This is a genomic window from Rhodovulum sp. HP10, from assembly GCF_047553435.1.
In the GTDB taxonomy this organism is placed as follows: Bacteria; Pseudomonadota; Alphaproteobacteria; order Rhodobacterales; family Rhodobacteraceae; genus Rhodovulum.
Genome location: NZ_CP180201.1, coordinates 3,945,733 through 3,964,241 on the forward strand (window position 1 = coordinate 3,945,733; position 18,509 = coordinate 3,964,241).

General features: G+C 67.9%; 17 protein-coding genes. 10 read left to right on the forward strand and 7 right to left on the reverse strand.

The genetic code is table 11. The features are described from left to right. The first annotated feature begins 74 nt into the window (after positions 1-74). Positions 75-1,202 carry a peptide chain release factor 2 gene (prfB, locus tag ACK8CO_RS18515; RefSeq protein WP_414897599.1) on the forward strand — a complete coding sequence of 376 codons (1,128 nt, stop codon included), beginning with the start codon at positions 75-77 and terminating at the stop codon, positions 1,200-1,202. A 196-nt stretch (positions 1,203-1,398) separates the two neighbouring features. Here prfB and ACK8CO_RS18520 read toward each other — a convergent pair whose 3' ends face one another. The 4 genes from ACK8CO_RS18520 to ccmI form a co-directional block, all read right to left on the reverse strand. Beyond that, positions 1,399-1,866 (reverse strand): hypothetical protein, encoded by a 468-nt coding sequence (locus ACK8CO_RS18520; protein WP_146176334.1) that lies wholly within the window; start codon positions 1,864-1,866, stop codon positions 1,399-1,401. Between the two features lie 234 nt (positions 1,867-2,100). After that, positions 2,101-2,328: a DUF1289 domain-containing protein gene (locus ACK8CO_RS18525; RefSeq protein WP_414897600.1), complete on the reverse strand. Its 228-nt coding sequence runs from the start codon at positions 2,326-2,328 to the stop codon at positions 2,101-2,103. Next, positions 2,325-2,804, reverse strand: a complete 480-nt coding sequence (ruvX, locus tag ACK8CO_RS18530) for a Holliday junction resolvase RuvX (RefSeq protein ID WP_080616494.1) — start codon at positions 2,802-2,804, stop codon at positions 2,325-2,327. The genes ACK8CO_RS18525 and ruvX overlap by 4 nt, the downstream gene beginning before the upstream one ends. After that, positions 2,801-4,051: a c-type cytochrome biogenesis protein CcmI gene (ccmI, locus tag ACK8CO_RS18535; protein ID WP_080616493.1), complete on the reverse strand. Its 1,251-nt coding sequence runs from the start codon at positions 4,049-4,051 to the stop codon at positions 2,801-2,803. The genes ruvX and ccmI overlap by 4 nt, the downstream gene beginning before the upstream one ends. A 203-nt stretch (positions 4,052-4,254) precedes the next feature. On the opposite strand from ccmI, the gene ACK8CO_RS18540 reads away from it, so the two are divergent. The 7 genes from ACK8CO_RS18540 (at position 4,255) to ACK8CO_RS18570 (ending at position 11,120) form a co-directional block, all read left to right on the forward strand. Beyond that, complete coding sequence (locus tag ACK8CO_RS18540) at positions 4,255-5,502, forward strand: sarcosine oxidase subunit beta family protein (protein WP_414897601.1); 1,248 nt, start codon at positions 4,255-4,257, stop codon at positions 5,500-5,502. 223 nt (positions 5,503-5,725) lie between these two features. Continuing rightward, positions 5,726-5,899, forward strand: coding sequence for a hypothetical protein (locus ACK8CO_RS18545; RefSeq protein ID WP_155774014.1), 174 nt, complete (start codon positions 5,726-5,728; stop codon positions 5,897-5,899). Between the two features lie 60 nt (positions 5,900-5,959). Next, positions 5,960-6,289: a sarcosine oxidase subunit delta gene (locus tag ACK8CO_RS18550; protein WP_080616491.1), complete on the forward strand. Its 330-nt coding sequence runs from the start codon at positions 5,960-5,962 to the stop codon at positions 6,287-6,289. Then, the gene (locus ACK8CO_RS18555) at positions 6,286-9,294 is read left to right on the forward strand and encodes a sarcosine oxidase subunit alpha family protein (RefSeq protein WP_414897602.1); all 3,009 of its coding nucleotides are present in this window, start codon (positions 6,286-6,288) and stop codon (positions 9,292-9,294) included. The genes ACK8CO_RS18550 and ACK8CO_RS18555 overlap by 4 nt, the downstream gene beginning before the upstream one ends. Further along, positions 9,287-9,862 (forward strand): sarcosine oxidase subunit gamma, encoded by a 576-nt coding sequence (locus ACK8CO_RS18560; protein ID WP_414897603.1) that lies wholly within the window; start codon positions 9,287-9,289, stop codon positions 9,860-9,862. The genes ACK8CO_RS18555 and ACK8CO_RS18560 overlap by 8 nt, the downstream gene beginning before the upstream one ends. A 68-nt stretch (positions 9,863-9,930) precedes the next feature. Further along, the gene (locus ACK8CO_RS18565) at positions 9,931-10,539 is read left to right on the forward strand and encodes a superoxide dismutase (RefSeq protein ID WP_414897604.1); all 609 of its coding nucleotides are present in this window, start codon (positions 9,931-9,933) and stop codon (positions 10,537-10,539) included. A gap of 119 nt (positions 10,540-10,658) precedes the next feature. After that, positions 10,659-11,120, forward strand: a complete 462-nt coding sequence (locus ACK8CO_RS18570) for an acetyltransferase (RefSeq protein WP_414897605.1) — start codon at positions 10,659-10,661, stop codon at positions 11,118-11,120. A gap of 163 nt (positions 11,121-11,283) precedes the next feature. Here ACK8CO_RS18570 and ACK8CO_RS18575 read toward each other — a convergent pair whose 3' ends face one another. The 3 genes from ACK8CO_RS18575 to ACK8CO_RS18585 all read right to left on the reverse strand — a co-directional run bounded on the left by ACK8CO_RS18575 (position 11,284) and on the right by ACK8CO_RS18585 (position 13,952). Beyond that, the gene (locus ACK8CO_RS18575) at positions 11,284-11,850 is read right to left on the reverse strand and encodes a bactofilin family protein (RefSeq protein WP_080616486.1); all 567 of its coding nucleotides are present in this window, start codon (positions 11,848-11,850) and stop codon (positions 11,284-11,286) included. Then, the gene (locus ACK8CO_RS18580) at positions 11,840-13,180 is read right to left on the reverse strand and encodes a DUF5930 domain-containing protein (protein ID WP_414897606.1); all 1,341 of its coding nucleotides are present in this window, start codon (positions 13,178-13,180) and stop codon (positions 11,840-11,842) included. Before ACK8CO_RS18580 ends, ACK8CO_RS18575 begins: the two co-directional genes overlap by 11 nt. Positions 13,181-13,490: 310 nt before the next feature. Continuing rightward, the gene (locus ACK8CO_RS18585) at positions 13,491-13,952 is read right to left on the reverse strand and encodes a peroxiredoxin (RefSeq protein ID WP_414899045.1); all 462 of its coding nucleotides are present in this window, start codon (positions 13,950-13,952) and stop codon (positions 13,491-13,493) included. Between the two features lie 171 nt (positions 13,953-14,123). Between ACK8CO_RS18585 and ACK8CO_RS18590 the strand changes: the two genes are divergently transcribed. Together ACK8CO_RS18590 and queA are read left to right on the forward strand one after the other, a co-directional pair. After that, the gene (locus ACK8CO_RS18590; RefSeq protein WP_414897607.1) at positions 14,124-17,396 is read left to right on the forward strand and encodes a DUF3971 domain-containing protein; all 3,273 of its coding nucleotides are present in this window, start codon (positions 14,124-14,126) and stop codon (positions 17,394-17,396) included. Continuing rightward, positions 17,393-18,502 carry a tRNA preQ1(34) S-adenosylmethionine ribosyltransferase-isomerase QueA gene (gene queA, locus ACK8CO_RS18595; RefSeq protein ID WP_414897608.1) on the forward strand — a complete coding sequence of 370 codons (1,110 nt, stop codon included), beginning with the start codon at positions 17,393-17,395 and terminating at the stop codon, positions 18,500-18,502. The genes ACK8CO_RS18590 and queA overlap by 4 nt, the downstream gene beginning before the upstream one ends. Positions 18,503-18,509: the final 7 nt, after the last annotated feature.

Genomic DNA, 18,509 nt, shown 5'->3' on the forward strand with positions numbered 1-18,509 from the left:
TCTCGCCCGCTTGCCCGTCCCGGCCCCTCGGGATATGACCCCGACCTGACAGTTTATCAGCGAGGCTTCGCCCGATGCGTGCAGAGGCGCAGAATACCGTCGAGGACATCCGCAAGTCGCTGGGGCTTCTGGCCCAGCGTCTGGACTGGGAGACCGCCCAGCACCGGCTGGAAGAATTCAATGCCATGGCCGAGGATCCCGAGCTGTGGAACGATCCCGAACGCGCGCAGAAGCTGATGCGCGAGCGTCAGGCGCTGGTCGATGCGATCGAGACCTACAAGGGCATCCGGCAGGATCTCGAGGACAATATCGAGCTGATCGAGCTCGGCGAGGCTGAGGATGATCATGAGGTGGTCAAGGAGGCCGAGACCGCGCTGAAGGCGCTGCGCGAGACCGCCGCGGCGAAGGAACTCGAGGCGTTGCTCGACGGCGAGGCCGATGCCAATGACACCTTCCTCGAGATCAATTCGGGCGCGGGCGGCACCGAGAGCTGCGACTGGGCCTCTATGCTGGCGCGGATGTATGTCCGCTGGGCCGAGAAGCAGGGCTATGATGTCGAGCTGCAATCGGAAAGCGCGGGCGAGGAGGCGGGGATCAAGTCCGCCACCTACAAGATCACCGGCCGCAATGCCTATGGCTGGCTGAAATCGGAATCGGGCGTGCACCGGCTGGTGCGGATCTCGCCCTATGATTCGGCGGCACGGCGGCATACCTCCTTCTCGTCGGTCTGGGTCTATCCGGTGGTCGACGACAATATCGAGATCGAGGTGAACCCTTCTGACATCCGGATCGATACCTACCGGTCCTCGGGCGCGGGCGGGCAGCACGTCAACACCACCGACTCGGCGGTGCGGATCACCCACATGCCGACCGGCATCGTCGTGACCAGCTCCGAGAAATCCCAGCACCAGAACCGCGACATCGCCATGAAGGCGCTGAAATCGCGCCTGTATCAGCTGGAGCTCGACAAGCGCAATGCCGAGATCAACGCCCAGCACGAGGCCAAGGGCGATGCCGGCTGGGGCAACCAGATCCGCTCCTACGTGCTGCAACCCTATCAGATGGTGAAGGACCTGCGCACCGGGGTCGAGACCTCGGACACGCAAGGGGTGCTGGACGGCGATCTCGGCCAGTTCATGGCCGCCACGCTGGCGCTGAAAGTGTCGGGCAAGAGCCGGGCCGAGGCGCAGGCTGAGGACTGACTGTCGAATGCCGCGCATTTCCGACTGCGCCCGACGAATTTTCTGAATCCTGCCGGTGGGCTCTGGCAACTCCGACCTGAGTGCCAAGAAATTCCGACCCAATCCAGACCGTCGCGGCGATCCCCGCGGTGGTCAGCAATGCGGTACAAAGTGAGTTTTCGCTGCGGTTGCACCAAAGTCGGCTTCGCCAAACTTGCTAGCGAGCGCGGCTGGAAATGATGATCAGGTTGCGTTCTGTATCATGCACCAAGATCAGATCATGTCGTATTTCGATGAAGAAGCCTTGCCGCTCCGATGAGTAGTATTCTGAAAGCTTCCGCAATCCTATGATATTTTGGGCTTTGCGATCAAAGCACTCATTGCCGTCAAACAATGCTTGGGCCGAGAAAGAGCCGTAGTGCACTTTTCCTTCTAGCGGAAGTTGCAACCAATCAGTCGTTGAACGATTTGGCCTTGAAAACGGCACATCTGTATTCTGGGTATCGTTTGCGAGTTGGTAGACGGATACCGCACAGAACAAGATATCCCGTTCGTTATAGATGGAGGGTGCGTCTGCGACTTCCAGCGGCAGGTACTCTCGAAGTTCATCGCCATCAAAGCCGCATGATGTGAGAGTTGTTGCAGTTCCCAAGAGCCAGAGACCTGTGACCCATGAATGCTTCATTACTGGTTGGCCTTTTCCATTGCCAGGTAGAGCGGACCTTAATCGCTTTGCAGAAATTCTGTAAGTTGGGCTCGTTCCTGCCGTTCGCTGCATTCTTCACGAATGACAGCTTCTCCCCTGTCTGTCCTTCATGCGGAGCGCCGTGAACCGGGTCAGTGAAGCGACACAAAAGTCGGTTTTGCTTTGCCACTTATACTGACCGAAGACTGACAGAGGGCGGGGCGCCCTCCGCGCTCAGCCGCGTTTCCGGCGCGGGAGGCCCGCTTCGGCCTCGGGGCTGATGCGGTCGCGGCGCGCGGGCAGTTCGGCCATGATCCGGCGACGTTCGGACGGGCTCATGCTGCCCCAGAGGCCGATCTCCTCCATGCTGCGCAGGCAGCCCACGCAGAGGCGGCTTTCCCAGTCCACGCGGCAGGTGCGGACGCAGGGCGTCTCGATCGGAGCGGTATCGTCGTCAGTCATGGCGTCGCGGTCAGGTTCCGTAATCTGTCGATCAGACCCTGAAGGATATATCCCGCCGCCACATGGTCAATGACCTCGGCCCGGCGTCGGCGGGATGTATCCGCTTCAAGCAGCGCGCGCTCGGCTGCGACCGTCGAGAGCCGCTCGTCCCAGAAGCCGATCGGCAGCTCGGTCAGCCGCGACAGGTTGCGGGCGAAGGCGCGGGTCGACTGGCAGCGCGGACCCTCGGTCCCGTCCATGTTGCGCGGCAGGCCCAGCACGATGCCGCCCGCGTTGCGGCCGGCCGCGATCTCCAGCACCCGGCCGGCATCCAGCGTGAATTTCTTGCGGCGGACGGTCTCGAGCGGGGTGGCAATCGACCAGAACGGATCCGAGACCGCGACGCCGATGGTCTTCTCGCCGAAATCGAGCCCGATCAGCGCGGTGGGCGCCCGCAGTGCGGCGGCGAATTCCTCGAGGCTGTCGTGAACGCTCACTCGGCGACACCCGCCTGCTGCGCGGCGGCCCGGATCGTGGCCAGCGCCTCGGGATCGGCGGCGAAGGTCTGGCGCGCCTCGGCCCAGATCGCTCCGGCCTGCTCGCTGTCGCCCAGCACGCCAAGCGCCCCGATCAGCCGGGCCCAGTCCTCGGGGCTGCCGCCCTGATCGGCCATCCGGGCCGAGAGCCGCGCGACCATGCCCCGGATCATCTCGTCCCGGGCCTCGGGCGTCATCTCGGCGGCGGCTTCGATATCCTCGGCGCTGGGACCGGAGGCAGACCCGGGGGCGCCGGGCTCGGCCGGCATCGGCGGCAGCTGGTAGCGCTCGTCGCCCGCATACCAGGCGAGGTTCGACATCTGCTCGCGCACGATGGGCAGCCAGGGATCGCCCGCATGCGACACGTTCAGAAGCTCGCGCCAGACCCGGAAGGCGATGTCGGGCCGCCCGGTCTGGATATGCATGAGGCCCCAGTAGTACAGCGCGGTGCCGTTCTGCGGATTGCGGTTCAGCGCCTGTTCCAGCGCGGTCTCGGCTGCGGGCGAGACATAGCCCGAGGCGGCCAGCACCATCATGTCGGCCTCGGTTGCGTAATCGGCGGCGGTGGCGGCCTTGCCCTTGAGCGCGATGACCCGGGCCTGAGCCTCGTAGGCCGCCCTGAAATTGCCCAGCGCGGCTTCGTTATGGGCCAGCAGCACCAGCCCCTGCAGATCGTCGCCGCGTTGGGCGACGACCTCGCGGAGCTTCTTCACAAGCTCCAGATGCTCGGCATCGGGGGTGGGCAGGCCGGGCATCGGCGGCGCCTGCTCCTCGGCCTCGGCCTGGCTCATGCGGCTCGCCCGGTAATCGGCCGCTTCGGCCTTGCGCAGTGTCAGCGGCTGATCGGCATAGCCCGGGGCGCCATTGGCGCTGTAGGTGATCCAGGTTCCGCCCAGCAGCACCGCCAGAACCGCGATGCCCGCGGCCAGGCTCAGCGCCTTCGGCGCCTGGCCCGAGCCGGATTGCCGGGCCAGCTTGCGGTCGGCCTCCAGCACCCGGCGCGACACCTCGGTGCGGATGCGCGCGGCCTCGTCCTCGGTGATGACGCCGCGGCCGAGATCGCGCTCGACCTCGCCGAGCTGGTCGCGATAGACGCGCAGATCGTAGGCGGCGGCCGGTTCGTCGCCGCGGCGGCCCCGGATCAGCGTCAGCGTCAGAACCGCGGCGATCACGGCGGCCATGCCGATGGCGACGACGATAAAGGTCATGGGAGTGCTGCCCTCTCTCTGCCTGCCCGCCCGATCTAGTATGCCTTGCCCGGTTTCGAAAGGCCAAAGCGTTCCGGCCCCTTGCGCCCGGCCCGGTGTCGCGTTCTTTTGATGGCATGCCGCTGGCGGGCAGGGGGACACCGGAGCAGGGTGCTTAAACGGGTCTGAGCCGCCCGCCAAACCAAGGGGAGTCGCCCGTGGCCATGAAACGCTATTCCGCCTTCGCCATCGCCCGTGAGGCCGCCAGCTACCACGCGGGCTGGGAACGGGCCTGGACCTCGCCCGAGCCGAAGGCCCGCTATGACGTGATCGTGGTGGGCGCCGGCGGGCACGGGCTCGCCACCGCCTATTACCTGGGCAGGAACCACGGCGTGCGAAATGTCGCGGTGATCGAAAAGGGCTGGCTTGGTGGCGGCAATACCGGCCGCAACACCACCATCATCCGCTCGAATTACCTGCAGGACCCCTCGGCCGCGATCTTCGAGAAGGCGCGCGGGCTTTATGAGGGGCTCAGCCAGGATCTGAACTACAACGTCATGTTCAGCCCGCGCGGCGTCCTGATGCTGGCCCAGTCCGAGCACGAGGCCCGGGGCTGGAAGCGCACCGCGGCGGCCAATGTGCTGCAGGGGATCGCGACCGAATATGTCGATGCCAAGCGCGTAAAGGAGATCGTGCCGATCATCAATATCGACGGACCGCGCTATCCGGTGCTGGGCGGGCTCTGGCAGAAGCGCGGCGGCACCGCGCGCCACGATGCCGTCGCCTGGGGCTATGCGCGGGCCTGTTCGGCGATGGGGATGGATATCCTGCAACAATGCGAGGTGACGGCGATCCGGCAAAAGGCGGGCAAGGTCACGGGCGTCGCCACCACGAAGGGCGAGATCGGCTGCGGCAAGCTTGCGATCGTCGTGGCGGGGCATTCGGGGGTGCTGGCCGAGATGGCGGGCTTCCGGCTGCCGATCGAGTCGGTGGCGCTGCAGGCGCTGGTCTCGGAGCCGATCAAGCCGGTGATCGACACCGTCGTCATGGCCAATACCGTGCATGGCTACATGAGCCAGTCCGACAAGGGCGAACTGGTGATCGGGGGCGGCGCCGACGGGTTCAACAATTACACTCAGCGCGGCAGCTTCCAGCATGTCGAGGACACGATCCGCGCCCTGATCGAGACCTTCCCGATCATCTCGCGGCTGAAGATGCTGCGGCAATGGGGCGGCATCGTCGACATGACCGGCGACCGTTCGCCGATCCTCTCGACCACGCCCCTGGGCAACTGCTTCATCAATTGCGGCTGGGGCACGGGCGGGTTCAAGGCGATCCCGGGCTCGGGCTGGGCGATGGCCGAGCTGGTGGCGAAAGGCGCGCCGGGGCCGCTTTCGGCCGAATTCGGGCTCGACCGCTTCGCCAGGGGCCGTTTCGTCGATGAAAGCGTCGCCGCCGGGGTGGCGCATTGACACCGGGTTCGCGCAGCGACGGCGCCGCGACCGCGACGGTGTCCGGCCGCAGCCGGGCCGCCGCAGGCCGCCCGGCGCCGCCTTTGCGCCCCGTCGGCGGGCGTGCGCGGGGCCTTTCGGACCTGAGCCGCGGTGTCGCAGAAAGGCGCTCCGGGCCTTTGGTCGTCTTGACCCGTGGCGTGGTTTGCATAAGTTGCGCCAAACGCAAATCGGAGAGCCGCGCATGTCTGACCATACCTCGAACGACGACGTCCTGGTGCCCGCATCCGCCGTCAAGTGGATCGCTCTGGTGGGCGGGGTTCTGTTCCCGCTGTTCCTCGCCGTCGTGGGCGCCCATGTCTACTATGCCGGAAGCGGCAGCCAGCACGCTCAGGTCTTCCCGCTTCCCGACGAATAAGCCGGGGGCCGTCCACCGCGCCCCCGTCCGTCATCTCATGAACCGGACCGAGGGGGCGCGATGCTTGTCCTGACTTGTCCCTGCTGCGGCGCGACCGCAGAGGAAACCGAACTTGCCCCGGGCGGCGAAGCGCATATCGCGCGCGTCGGCCCCGGTGCGGATGAGGCGGCCTTCGAGGCCTATCTGTTCCACCGCAGGAACCCCAGGGGCGTTCACTTCGAGCGCTGGCGCCATGCCCATGGGTGCGGCAAGTGGTTCCATGCCGCGCGCAACACGGTGACGCTGGAGGTCTACGGCACCTATCCCGCCCAGACCCCCGAGCCGCCGCGCGAGCTTCTCGACAGGATTGCCGTCCGGGTGCCGGGCTTTGTCTGGGAGGGCCGGGCATGAGCTTTCGTCTTCCTTCGGGCGGCCGCCTGATCGACCGCCGTACGCGGCTTGGCTTTACCTTCGACGGGGCCGGGTGCGAGGGCTTTGCGGGCGATACGCTGGCCTCGGCGCTTCTGGCCAATGACCGGATGCTGGTCGGCCGGTCCTTCAAGTATCACCGCCCGCGCGGCATCGTCGCCTCGGGCGCCGAGGAGCCGAACGCCCTGGTGGGCCTGGGCAGCGGCGGCCGGTTCGAGCCGAACCAGCGCGCGACCACGACCGAGCTGTTCGACGGGCTCGAGGCCGAAAGCCAGAACCGCTTTCCCTCGCTCGCCTTCGATATCGGCGCGATCAACAGCCGACTTGCGCGCTTCCTGCCCGCGGGCTTCTACTACAAGACCTTCCTGAGGCCTGCGGCCTTCTGGGAACATGTCTACGAGCCGCTGATCCGCCGCTCGGCCGGGCTGGGCCGGGCGCCTTCCGAGCCCGATCCCGACAGCTACGAGCATTTCCATGTTCATACCGATGTGCTGATCGTGGGCGGCGGTGTCGCCGGGTTGCAGGCGGCGCTGGTCGCGGGACGGGCGCGCGCGCGGGTGCTGCTGGTCGAGCAGAGCCCGCATTGGGGCGGGCGCGCGACCGTGGACGGGGTCGAGATCGAGGGCCATCCGGCCGAGAACTGGGTCTCCGACACCGTCGCGGCGCTTGAGCGGCTGCCCAATGTCACGCTCCGGCTGCGCTGTCAGGGCGCCGGGATCTACGATCACGGCTTCGCGCTGGCCCATGAGCGGCTGAGCGACCACGCCCCCGGCGGTGCAGGCCCGCGGCATCGGCTCTGGAAGATCCGCACCAGGCAGGTGATCGTTGCCGCAGGCGCCATCGAACGGCCTCTGGCCTTCCCCGGCAATGACCTGCCCGGGGTGATGCTGGCCTCGGCCATGCGCGACTATGTCGAGAACTGGGCGGTGGCGGCCGGACGGCGGACCGTGGTGCTGACCAATAATGACGATGCCTATCGCACCGCGCTGTGTCTGCTCGAGGCGGGGCTCGAGGTGCCCGCGATCCTCGACACCCGCGCCGAGGCGACGGGTCCGCTGCCCGAGATCGCCCGCAAGGCCGGGATCCCGGTGCGGACCGGCATGACCGTGGTCGATGTGGCGGGCGGCAAAAGGGTGCGCTCGGTCGGTATCGGCCCGGTCGATGGCAAGGGCTATCCGACCGACCGCATCGCCTGCGACGCGGTGGCGATGTCGGGCGGCTGGTCGCCCGCAGTGCATCTGTGGTCGCAGGCGGGGGGCAAGCTGTTCTGGGACCCCAAGCAGGCCAGTTTCCGCCCCGATGCGGACCGCGCGCCGAAATCCCATGACGGCAAGACCTTCGTTCATGCCGCGGGCACCGCCAATGGCGCGCTTCTGGCCAAGCGCTGTCAGCTTGACGCGGGCCGGGCCGGGGCGGCGGCGGCCTTGGCCGCAGGCTTCGACGCCGAGCCGGTCGACGCGGTCGCCACCGCCCCCGAGCAGCAGCCGGTCGAGCCCGCCTGGATGCTGCCGCGCCGGGCCGGGCCCGAGCTGCGGATGAAGATGTTCCTCGATTACCAGAACGACGTGAAGGTCTCGGATGTGCAATTGGCCGCGCACGAGGGCTATGAAAGCGTCGAGCATACCAAGCGCTATACCACGCTCGGGATGGCGACGGATCAGGGGAAAATGAGCAATGTCAACGGTCTGGCGGTTCTTGCTGAGGCATTGGGTGAGGATATACCGGCCGTCGGCACCACCACTTTCCGCCCGCCCTATACACCCCTGACCTTCGGTGCCATTGCCGGGCCCGGGATCGGCGCCACCTTCCAGCCCGAACGGCGCACGCCGCTGCAGGGCTGGCACGAGGAGAAGGGCGCGCATTTCGAACCTGTCGGCCTGTGGCGCCGCCCCTATTGCTACCCGGCGAAAGGTGAGAGCCATGACAAGGCGGTACGGCGCGAAATTCGCGCGGTGCGCGAGGCGGTGGGGCTGCTCGATGCCTCGACGCTGGGCAAGATCCTCGTCAAGGGCCCCGATGCCGGGCGCTTCCTCGACCGGGTCTACACGAACATGATTTCGAGCCTGAAGGTCGGGCGCTGCCGCTACGGGCTGATGTGCTCGGAAAACGGCTTTTTGATGGATGACGGCGTGGTGGTGCGGCTGTCCGAGGACAGCTTCCTGTGCCACACCACCTCTGGCGGGGCCGATCATGTGCATCATCACATGGAGGAATGGCTGCAGACCGAATGGTGGGACCTCAAGGTCCATGTCGTGAACCAGACCGAGCAGTTCGCCCAGATCGCGGTCGCGGGCCCGAAGGCGCGCGAGGTGCTGGAGCGTCTGGGCGGGATGGATCTGTCGAAGGAGGCGCTGCCCTTCATGGCCTGGACCGAGGGCGACCTTGGCGGCTTTCCGGTCCGGATCTACCGGATCTCCTTCTCGGGCGAACTCAGCTTCGAGGTCGCGGTCCGGGCCGGGCAGGGGCTGGCCTTCTGGGAGGCTTGCCTGGCGGCCGGGGCCGATCTGGGGATCAGGCCCTACGGCACCGAGGCGCTGCATGTGCTGAGGGCCGAAAAGGGCTTCATTATGATCGGCGACGAAAGCGACGGCACGGTCATTCCGCAGGATCTGGGGCTCGACTGGGCGGTGTCGAAGAAGAAGGACGACTTCGTCGGCAAGCGCGCGCAGGACCGCAGCCACATGACGGATCCCGAGCGCTGGAAGCTCGTCGGGCTCGAGACGCTGGACGGTTCGGTCCTGCCCGACGGGGTCTATGCCGCGGCCTCCGGGCGCACGGCCAATGGCCAGCGCAACACGCAAGGGCGGGTGACCTCGAGCTATTACTCGCCGACGCTGAAACGCGGTATCGCGCTGGGGCTGGTCCGCCACGGGCCCGAGCGCATGGGCGAGGAGATCGACTTCACCTGCGCCGATGGCCGCACGGTTCGGGCGCGGATCGTCAGCCCGGTCTTCTACGACCCGGACGGGGAGAAACAGCATGTCTGAACCCGTGACCGCGCTGGGGAGCGCCCGCATCGACGGGCTGGTCCGTATCGTCGAACAGCCGCTGCAGGGCATGATCGCACTCAAGGGCGATCTGACCGATGCGAAGATCCGCAATGCCGCGACCGGCGTGACCGGCATCGACCTGCCGGGGCCGCTGGAAGGAAGTGTCGAGGGCGAGCGGGGGCTGGCCTGGATGGCGCCGGACGAGTTGTTGCTGTTCGTGCCCTATGCCGAGGTCGCGCGCACCATGAACACGATCGGCCGGGCGCTCAAGGGCCGTCATGCGACGCTGGCCGACATGTCGGATGCGCGCGCCCTGTTCCGGCTTCACGGCCCCGCCGGGCGCGAGGTACTGGCCCGGCTCACCCCCGTCGATCTTGCCCCCGGGGCCTTTGGGCCGGGCCGGTTCCGCCGCAGCCGCCTGGGTCAGGTTTCCGCGGCGATCTGGTGCGAAAGCCCCGATCGGTTCGGAGTGATCTGTTTCCGGTCGGTGGCCGTATATGTTCATGACCTTCTTGCGGCGGCCGCCGCTGCGCCGTCTGTCGGGTATTTCCCGGCGGGGGGTTGACGTTCGCCGTCCGCGACCTCCATCTAGGCCAAAGTGACGCAGTTTGTTAACCAAGAAGGAGGTCTTCAATGGCTTTCGAACTCCCCGCCCTGCCTTATGCTCATGACGCCTTGGCCGAAAGCGGCATGTCGAAGGAAACGCTGGAATATCATCACGATATTCACCACAAGGCCTATGTCGATAACGGCAACAAGCTGATCGAAGGCACCGAATGGGCCTCGAAATCGGTCGAAGACATCGTAAAGGGCACCTATCAGAGCGGCGCGGTCGCCCAGTCGGGCGTCTTCAACAACGCCTCGCAACACTGGAACCACAGCCAGTTCTGGGAAATGATGTCGCCGAAGCCGGTGGCCATGCCCTCCGAGCTTGCCTCCCGCATCAAGGATGCCTTCGGCACGGTCGAGAAGTTCAAGGAAGACTTCGCTGCCGCCGGTGCCGGCCAGTTCGGCTCGGGCTGGGCCTGGCTGGTGGTCGATACCGACGGCACGCTTAAGGTCACCAAGACCGAGAATGGCGTGAACCCGCTCTGCTTCGGCCAGACCGCGCTTCTGGGCTGCGACGTGTGGGAGCATTCCTACTATATCGACTTCCGCAACAAGCGCCCGGCCTACCTGACCAACTTCCTCGAAAAGCTGGTCAACTGGGAAAACGTGGCCGAGCGCCTGTCCAAGGCCTGATCGGCCCCGGGCCCTCGGGCCCGACCGCCATTGCCCCCGCCCGGCGCGCAGCCGCGGCGGGGGTTTTCGTTGCGGGAAAGGCGATGGCGGGGGCGTTCGGCGTCTGCTAGGAGGCGGGCATGGAAAATTTGCGCCCCTCGACACCCAAGGACATGCCTCGCGTCATCGACATCTGGCGCCGCGCCGTCGATGCCACCCATGAGTTCCTGACCCCGGAGGACCGCGCCGCCATCGAGCGCGAGCTTGCCGTCTTCCTTCCGACGGTGCCGCTCTGTGTGGCGGTCGACGATGCGGATGTCCCCCAGGGCTTCATGCTTCTGCATGAGGGGCATATGGAGGCGCTTTTCGTCGATCCGGCCTGCCATGGCCGGGGCATCGGCTCGGCCCTGATCCGCTTTGCTCTGAAGGCGCATCCCGGGCTCACCACCGATGTGAACGAAGCCAACCGGCGTGCGCTGGCCTTCTACGAGGCGAGAGGATTCGAGAAGACCGGCCGTTCGGCCCTGGACGGGCAGGGGCGGCCCTATCCGCTTCTTCATCTGCGTCATCGAAGCGCCGCATCGGCCGCCTCGGACACCTGAAGCCAGAGATAGTGAAGGCTTGAGACAGAGAAGGCCGCCCCTGAGGGCGGCCTTCGCGTATTTCCGTTACCGGCGCTTCGGGGATCCGTGATCAAGGCCCCGCCCATCCCGTTCAAGGGGCGGCACGGGGCCTTGAAACCTCCTCCCCGGAGCTCGTCTTTCCTCAGGCCTTCGGCGCGCCCTCGGCGGGTTTGGCGGAGCCGGTCGCCGCCGCACCGCCCTGCTGCGGCCGTGCCTGCTGCGGTTGAGCGGCGGCCGGGGCCTGCTGGGCCCGCTTGCCGCTGTTCAGCGGATCGTCCTGGCGCTGCACCGAGCCTTCGAAATGCGCGCCGCTTTCGATCGCGATGGTCTTGTGGATGATGTCGCCCTCGACCCGGGCGGTCGAGGTCAGGCGCACCTTCAGCCCGCGCACCCGACCGATCACCCGGCCGTTGATCACGACGTCATCGGCCACCACCTCGCCACGGACGGTTGCATTCTCGCCCACGGTCAGCAGATGGGCCGAGATGTCGCCATCGATCGTGCCCTCGATCTGGATGTCTCCGGTGGTCTTGAGGTTGCCGGTGACGACGAGATCGGAAGACAGCATGGAGGCGGGCGGCTTGGCCCGCGGCGCAGAGGGGATGGGCGCGTCGCCGGACCGGGGGACCGAGGTCGTCTCGAATGCCTTTGCCTTCTCGGCCTCGCCGGCCTTGGGCCCGGGCTCGTTGATCCTGCTCTTAGAAAACATTTCTGGCTGCCTTGATATAGGTCATCGGGTTCACGGGTTTCCCGTCGACGCGCACCTCGTAATGCAGATGGGTGCCGGTCGACCGTCCGGAACTTCCCATATCACCGATCCGGTCCCCGCGCGAGACCCTTTGACCGGCCTGGACCCTGATCTTCGACATGTGACCGTAGCGGGTGACGATGCCGAATTCGTGCCGGATCTCGACCATGCGGCCATAGCCCGACACCCATTGCGCCTTGACCACGACACCATCCGCGGTGGAATAGATCGGCGTGCCATAGGCCGAGGCCATGTCGGTGCCCTCATGCATGCGACTGCCGCCGAGGGTGGGATGGGTGCGCCGGCCGAACGGGCTGGTCAGCCGGTAGCCCGATTTCAGGGGTTGCGCGAAAGGCAGCTTCTCGGCGGCAATGCGATACATGTTGATCTCGTCGAGCCGGCCCATGATCGCGCGGGCGCGGATCTCGTCGGGCGACAGCTCGGTGGCGTTGCCCTTGCTCGAGACCGACAGGGGCGTCAGCGGGCCGCCGATGCCGGAATAGCCCTGACGCACGCGGTTGAGGATGCTCTTGGTGTTCAGCCCGGCCGCCTTGAACATCTTGTCGAGCGGCGTCATCGAGACCGTCAGCGCCTCTTCGAGCGAGGTGAAGATCTGGTCGTTGCGCTCGGCATCGAGCTCGCGCTCATAGGCGATGGCCTGGACCATCTCATAGGCCGAGGCGGCGTCCTCGGCGACCTTGTCGCGTTCGGCCGAGGTCCGGTCGAGCGCGGCGGTGAGAAAGCCCAGCGTTTGCTGGATATCGGCCGGGCTCGGCCCGTCGGCGGGGGCGGTCTCGCCCGCCAGCTGTGCCGCAAGTTCGACGCTGCGGTTTTCAGCGGCATCGCGTTCGGTCAGGGTCCGGCGCAGCGTCGCCTGCAGGACCGTCATCCCGGTTTCAAGCTCGCGGCGCCGCTCTTCCGAGGCCAGCAGCGCGGACTGCATCTTCGAGACCTCGTCGAGCGCGAGGTTGAAGCGGTCCTGCGCCTGGCGGACGGCCTCGGCGCGGCGGTCGCGCTCGGCTGCGATGGCGTTCAGGCGGCTGTCGTAAAGCGCCTGCTCGCGGCGTGCCTGGTCGCGGATGTTCCCCGAACCGACCTGGTCGATCAGAAGGATCGAGCTAGCTACCATGGTCCAGGCGACAAGCGCCGTGGTGCCCGACAGCGCCGTGGCCTGGGTCAGCGGAGAAAGCCGGACGAAGCGCGTGCTTTGGTCCGACCGCAGGAAGAGTCTTTTTTCAGGAAGGTAGCGCCCGAGCGCCACATCGATGCGGTGAAGGAAACGCGCCGTCAATGTCTGCCTCATCTGCCCGTTTTGGGTCCGGTTCAGACGCTCCGCAGAGGGGACGCCTCGGCCCGTTCCTACCCAGAGCCCCGCTCTGCCGCAAGGATTTTAAGCCTTTTTCAGTGTTTTGGGCGAAAAGCAGGCGTCAATCGGCGAAATTTCGCCGATTGACGCACGGAGTTTGCATCTATGGCATCTCCGCCACAGGGTCGGTTCCGGGCGAACGATCCGGGAACGCGACCTGCCCGGCGGGGCCGGAATTTGCGAGCTGACCTGTTTTGACGGCCCCGTTCGGAGGGCCCTGTTCAGCCGGGCCTGCTCAGAGGGCGCGGACCGCCTCGAGAACCTCCTCGGCATGGCCCGGCACCTTCACCTTGCGCCAGATCCGCGCGATCCGGCCGGTGCCGTCGATCAGGACCGTGGCGCGTTCGATCCCCATGTAGCGCTTGCCGTACATGGATTTCTCGACCCAGACGCCGTAGCGCTCGCAGACATCGCCCTCGGCGTCCGACAGGAGCGGCACGCTCAGCTCGTGCTTGCTGCGGAACTTGCCGTGCCTGGCGAGGCTGTCCTTCGAAATGCCGAAGACGCGCGCCCCTGCGGCCTCGAACTCGGCCAGCAATCCCGAGAAGGCGATGGCTTCCTTCGTGCAGCCCGACGTGTCATCCTTCGGGTAGAAATAAAGAACGACCGGTGCCGGGCGCTGCGCCGAAAGCGTGACGGGGTCGCCCTCGTCCCGGGGCAGGGTGAAATCGGGGGCGGTCTGGCCGGTCTCTGTCATGGTGTCGGGCATGGTCGGGTCTTTCCTCCTTGGTCGACGGCTTTTGACGGGTTGGCAGAACCGCGCCATGGGTCCATAGGTGCAATGCGACGGGGCAGAGAATAGGCCCCGCGCAGGGGCAGGCAAGACGGGAGCGGACCGGCCGCGAGAGGCGGCCTCGGGTCCGGAGGCATGAGCGAGAGAGAGTCACCTTCCGATCGATCCGGACGGCCCCCGCATCAGCGCCTCGGGATCGGCCTGCTGCTCGGCCTGGCCATGATGGTCGGGGCGCTTGGGCTTGTCGGGCTGGTCCTGACCGAGCGCATGGTGACCTTGCCGGGCTGGGCCGTCGCGCGGGTCGAGGCCCGGGTCAATGCCGAGATTTCGCCGCTGATGCTGAGGCTCGACAGCGTGGGCCTGCGGCTGTCGCGCAGCGAGGCGCCGCTGGTGCGGCTGGGCGGCGTGACGCTGACCGATGCGGCCGGGCGCGAGGTCCTGCGCCTGCCGCGGGCCGAGGCGCAGCTCGATGCGCGCGCGCTTCTGGGGCGGCGGCTCGAGGTCGATCATCTGGCGCTGACCGGCGCCGAGGTCACGCTGCGCCGCGGTGCCGACGGCCGGATCGACCTTGCCCTCGGCGGCACCGGCGCGCCGCTCGGGGTCGGCGGCAGCCTGGCCGAGATCCTGGACCAGATCGACCGCAGCTTCGACGCGCCCGCGCTGGCGCCGCTGCGCTCGGTCAGTGTCGAGGGGCTGGCGCTGACCTATATCGACGCCCGGGCGGACCGGACCTGGCGGGTCGAGAACGGGCTGATGACGCTTGACCAGACGCCCGAGACGGTGGTGGCGCAGGCCTTCTTCTCGCTGCGCGGCGCGGCCCCCGTCGCCTCGGAATTCGCCTTCGGCTTCACCTCGTTCCGGGGCAGCCCGGCGGCGCGGCTTTCGGCGGGGTTCTCGGATGTGCCCTCGGCCGATATTGCCACCCAGTCGCCCGCGCTAGCGCCGCTGGCGCTGATCGAGGCACCGATCTCGGGTGCGATGCGCAGCGAGATCGACGAAAGCGGCCGGATCGGCGATCTGACCGCGACGCTCGAGATCGGGCAGGGCGCGCTGACCCCGCCGGGCGGGGCCGCGCCGATCCGCTTCGACTCTGCCCAGAGCCAGTTCACCTATGACGCCGGCGCGGGCCGGATCGAGCTGTCGCGGATCTCGCTCGATACGGCCGCGCTGCGGCTGACGGGCAAGGGCCATGCCGATCTGGTCGCCACCGGCGGCGGCTGGCCCGAGGCGCTTGTCGCGCAGCTGCGCTTCGGCGAGGTCGGGCTCGATCCAGACGGCCTGTTCGAAAGCCCGGCCTCGTTCGCCGGCGGGGCGCTCGACCTCCGGGTCGCGTTCGATCCCTTCGAGGCGCAGATCGGGCAACTGGTGCTGAGCGGCGACGAGGGCAGCTATCGCGCCTCGGGCCGGGTACGGGCGCTGCCCGAGGGCTGGGATCTGACCATGAGCGCCGATCTCGACAGGATCGACCACCGGCGCCTGCTGGCGCTCTGGCCGGTGAACCTGGCGCAGGGCGCCCGCAGCTGGCTGGCCGAAAACCTGCAGGGGGGCAGTCTCTACGACGCCCATCTCGGGCTTCGGCGCCCGCCCGGCGGTCCGGTCCGGCTGGCGCTCGGCGCGCGCATCCGCGATGCCATCGTCCGTTTCCTGCCGGAATTTCCGCCGCTTCGCGATGGCCGGGGCTATCTGGCGATCGAGGATCGCAGCCTGACGGTGTCGGTCGAGGGCGGCAGCGTCGAGGCGCCCGAGGGAGGGGCGGTGGCCGTGGCGGGCTCGACGATGCAAATTCCTGACCTCGCGGCCGATCCGGTGCCGGCGGTCTTCGAACTGAAGACCGAGGGGGCGATCCCGGCGGCCTTGTCGCTGATCGATCTGCCGCCCCTGACCCTCGCGCGCCGGGCCGAGCTGCCCGCGGATACGGCCGAGGGCCGGGCGCGGCTGTCGGTCGGCTTGCGGCTGCCGCTGATCCGCGATCTGCCGCTCGAGGCTGTGGGCTACAGGGTCGAGGGCGTGCTGGAGGATGTCGTCTCCGACAGTCTTGTGCCCGGCCGTCGCCTGAGCGCCCCGCGTCTCGATCTGCGCGCCGACGAGGACGAGGTGTCGGTCTCGGGCACGGCGGCGCTTGACGGGGTGCCGCTCCGCGCGCGCTGGAGCCGTGCCGTGACCGGCAGCGGGATCTCGACGGTCTCGGGCACGGTCGAGCTGTCGCCGCGCATCAACACGACCTTCGGGCTGGGGCTGCCCGCGAACAGCCTCACCGGGGCGGCGCGCGGCGCCTTCGAGCTGACCTTGCCGCCCGATGCGCCGCCCGCGCTTCGTCTCAGCTCGGATCTGACCGGGCTCGGGCTCCGGCTCGACGAGATCGGCTGGTCGAAACCGGAGGCCCGCGCCGGGCGGCTCGAGCTCGAGGCCCGTCTGGGCAGCCCGCCTGCGGTCGAGCGCCTGTCCCTCGAAGCGCCGGGATTGTCGGCCGAGGGGCAGGTTTCGCTCAGGCCGGATGGCGGGCTCGATACGGCGCGGTTCTCGCATGTCCGGCTGGGCGGCTGGCTTGACGCGGCGGTGACGCTGACCGGGCAGGGGGAGGGCCGGGCGCCCTCGCTGGCCATCACCGGCGGCAGCGCCGATCTCGCGGCGATGCCGCCGCGGTTCGGGACGGGCGGCGGCGCGGGAGGCGGCGGGGCCGTGGCGGTCGCGCTCGACCGGGTGCGGGTCGGCGACGGCCTGCAGCTGACCCGGGTGCGGGGACGGCTGAACGGTGCCTCGGGCGGGTTCGAGGCGCGGGTGGCGGGCCAGGCGCCGATCTCGGTATCGCTGATGCCGGCCCAGTCGGGAATGGCAGTGCGGGTGCGCTCGGCGGACGCGGGCGCGGTGCTGGGGGCTGCGGGGATCTACGGCCGGGCCAGTGGCGGCACGCTCGATCTGGTGCTGAACCCGACCGGCAAGGCCGGGCATTACGACGGGACCGCCCGGATCGCCAATCTTCGGGTCGGCGGCACGCCGGCCACGGTCGAGCTGCTCAGCGCGATTTCTGTAATCGGCCTGCTCGACTTGCTCGACGGCGAGGGGCTGTCCTTCACCAATGTCGAGACGCAGTTCCGGCTGGTTCCCGGCGCGGTCGAGATCCGCGAAGGAAGCGCGATCGGGCCTTCGCTGGGGGTGTCGCTGCAGGGGGTCTACCTGACCGGCTCGAAGCAGATGAATTTCCGGGGCGTGCTGTCGCCGGTCTACATGTTCAACGGCATCGGCTCGGTGCTGACCCGGAAGGGCGAGGGGGTTCTGGGGTTCAATTTCACGCTGAAAGGGACTCCGGCCGCTCTCGAGGTCGGGGTCAATCCATTGTCGATCCTGACGCCGGGAATGTTCCGAGAGCTCTTCCGCAGCCCCGCGCCGCGGCTTAAGGAGGCGCCATGAAACTCTCCGATTTCGATTTCGATCTGCCCGAGGCGCTGATCGCCACCCGGCCCGTGCGCCCGCGCTCGGCGGCCCGGCTGCTGGTGGCCGAGGGCGACGCGATCCGCGATCTGCATGTGCGCGACCTTGCCGATCTGCTGGGGCCCGGCGACCGGCTGGTGCTGAATGACACCAGGGTGATCCCGGCGCGGCTGTCTGGGTTGCGGCGGCGCGAGACGGGCCAGGGGCCGGCCGAGGCCCGGGTCGAGGTCACGCTGATGGAGCCCGTCGCGGGCGGGGCGTGGCGGGCGATGGCGCGGCCCCTCAAGAAGCTGAGGCCCGGCGACCGGATCCGGTTTTCGGACGCACTCTCGGCCGGGGTCGTGGCGCGCGGGGCCGAGGATGCGACGCTGGCCTTCGACTGTTCGGGCGCGACCTTCGATGCGGCCCTGGCCGAGGCCGGGGCGATGCCGCTGCCGCCCTATATCGCGGCCCGCCGCCCGGCCGATGCGCAGGACCGCGAGGACTATCAGACGGTCTGGGCCGCCCGTCCCGGCGCGGTCGCGGCGCCCACGGCCTCGCTTCATTTCGACGAGCCCCTGCTGGCGGCGCTGGCGGCGAAGGGCGTGGCCTTCACCCATGTGACGCTGCATGTCGGCGCGGGCACCTTCCTGCCGGTCAAGACCGACGATGTGTCCGAGCACCGGATGCATGCCGAATGGGGCGAGGTTTCCGAGACCGCCGCCGCCGAGATCAACGCGACCCGCGATGCCGGCGGAAGGATCATTCCGGTCGGAACCACGGCGCTGCGCCTGATCGAGAGCGCGGCCGTGGCGGAGGACCGGATCGCGCCCTGGCGGGGCGAGACCGACATCTTCATCAGGCCCGGTTTCCGGTTCCGGCTGACCGATGCGCTCATCACCAATTTCCATCTGCCGCGTTCGACCCTGCTGATGCTGGTCTCGGCGCTGATGGGCAATGCGCGTATTCGGAAAATTTACCTTCATGCTGTTGAACATGGGTATCGTTTCTTCTCCTATGGCGACGCGTCGCTTCTGATTCCGCCGGGTCGGGACCTGCGGGACAGCGGTCGCCCGAAAGCCCCCCCATCCGGCCCGACCGCGTAAGATCGCA

Excerpts from the sequence above, each read along its gene's own strand:
- ACK8CO_RS18560 (WP_414897603.1), top strand. The coding sequence starts at position 9,287 with ATGTCTGAACCCGTGACCGCGCTGGGGAGCGCCCGCATCGACGGGCTG.
- ccmI (WP_080616493.1), bottom strand. The coding sequence starts at position 4,051 with ATGACCTTTATCGTCGTCGCCATCGGCATGGCCGCCGTGATCGCCGCG.
- ACK8CO_RS18570 (WP_414897605.1), top strand. The coding sequence starts at position 10,659 with ATGGAAAATTTGCGCCCCTCGACACCCAAGGACATGCCTCGCGTCATC.
- ACK8CO_RS18555 (WP_414897602.1), top strand. The coding sequence starts at position 6,286 with ATGAGCTTTCGTCTTCCTTCGGGCGGCCGCCTGATCGACCGCCGTACG.
- ACK8CO_RS18520 (WP_146176334.1), bottom strand. The coding sequence starts at position 1,866 with ATGAAGCATTCATGGGTCACAGGTCTCTGGCTCTTGGGAACTGCAACA.
- ACK8CO_RS18540 (WP_414897601.1), top strand. The coding sequence starts at position 4,255 with ATGAAACGCTATTCCGCCTTCGCCATCGCCCGTGAGGCCGCCAGCTAC.
- ACK8CO_RS18525 (WP_414897600.1), bottom strand. The coding sequence starts at position 2,328 with ATGACTGACGACGATACCGCTCCGATCGAGACGCCCTGCGTCCGCACC.
- ACK8CO_RS18585 (WP_414899045.1), bottom strand. The coding sequence starts at position 13,952 with ATGACAGAGACCGGCCAGACCGCCCCCGATTTCACCCTGCCCCGGGAC.
- ACK8CO_RS18575 (WP_080616486.1), bottom strand. The coding sequence starts at position 11,850 with ATGTTTTCTAAGAGCAGGATCAACGAGCCCGGGCCCAAGGCCGGCGAG.
- ACK8CO_RS18565 (WP_414897604.1), top strand. The coding sequence starts at position 9,931 with ATGGCTTTCGAACTCCCCGCCCTGCCTTATGCTCATGACGCCTTGGCC.
- ACK8CO_RS18590 (WP_414897607.1), top strand. The coding sequence starts at position 14,124 with ATGAGCGAGAGAGAGTCACCTTCCGATCGATCCGGACGGCCCCCGCAT.
- queA (WP_414897608.1), top strand. The coding sequence starts at position 17,393 with ATGAAACTCTCCGATTTCGATTTCGATCTGCCCGAGGCGCTGATCGCC.
- prfB (WP_414897599.1), top strand. The coding sequence starts at position 75 with ATGCGTGCAGAGGCGCAGAATACCGTCGAGGACATCCGCAAGTCGCTG.
- ACK8CO_RS18550 (WP_080616491.1), top strand. The coding sequence starts at position 5,960 with ATGCTTGTCCTGACTTGTCCCTGCTGCGGCGCGACCGCAGAGGAAACC.
- ACK8CO_RS18545 (WP_155774014.1), top strand. The coding sequence starts at position 5,726 with ATGTCTGACCATACCTCGAACGACGACGTCCTGGTGCCCGCATCCGCC.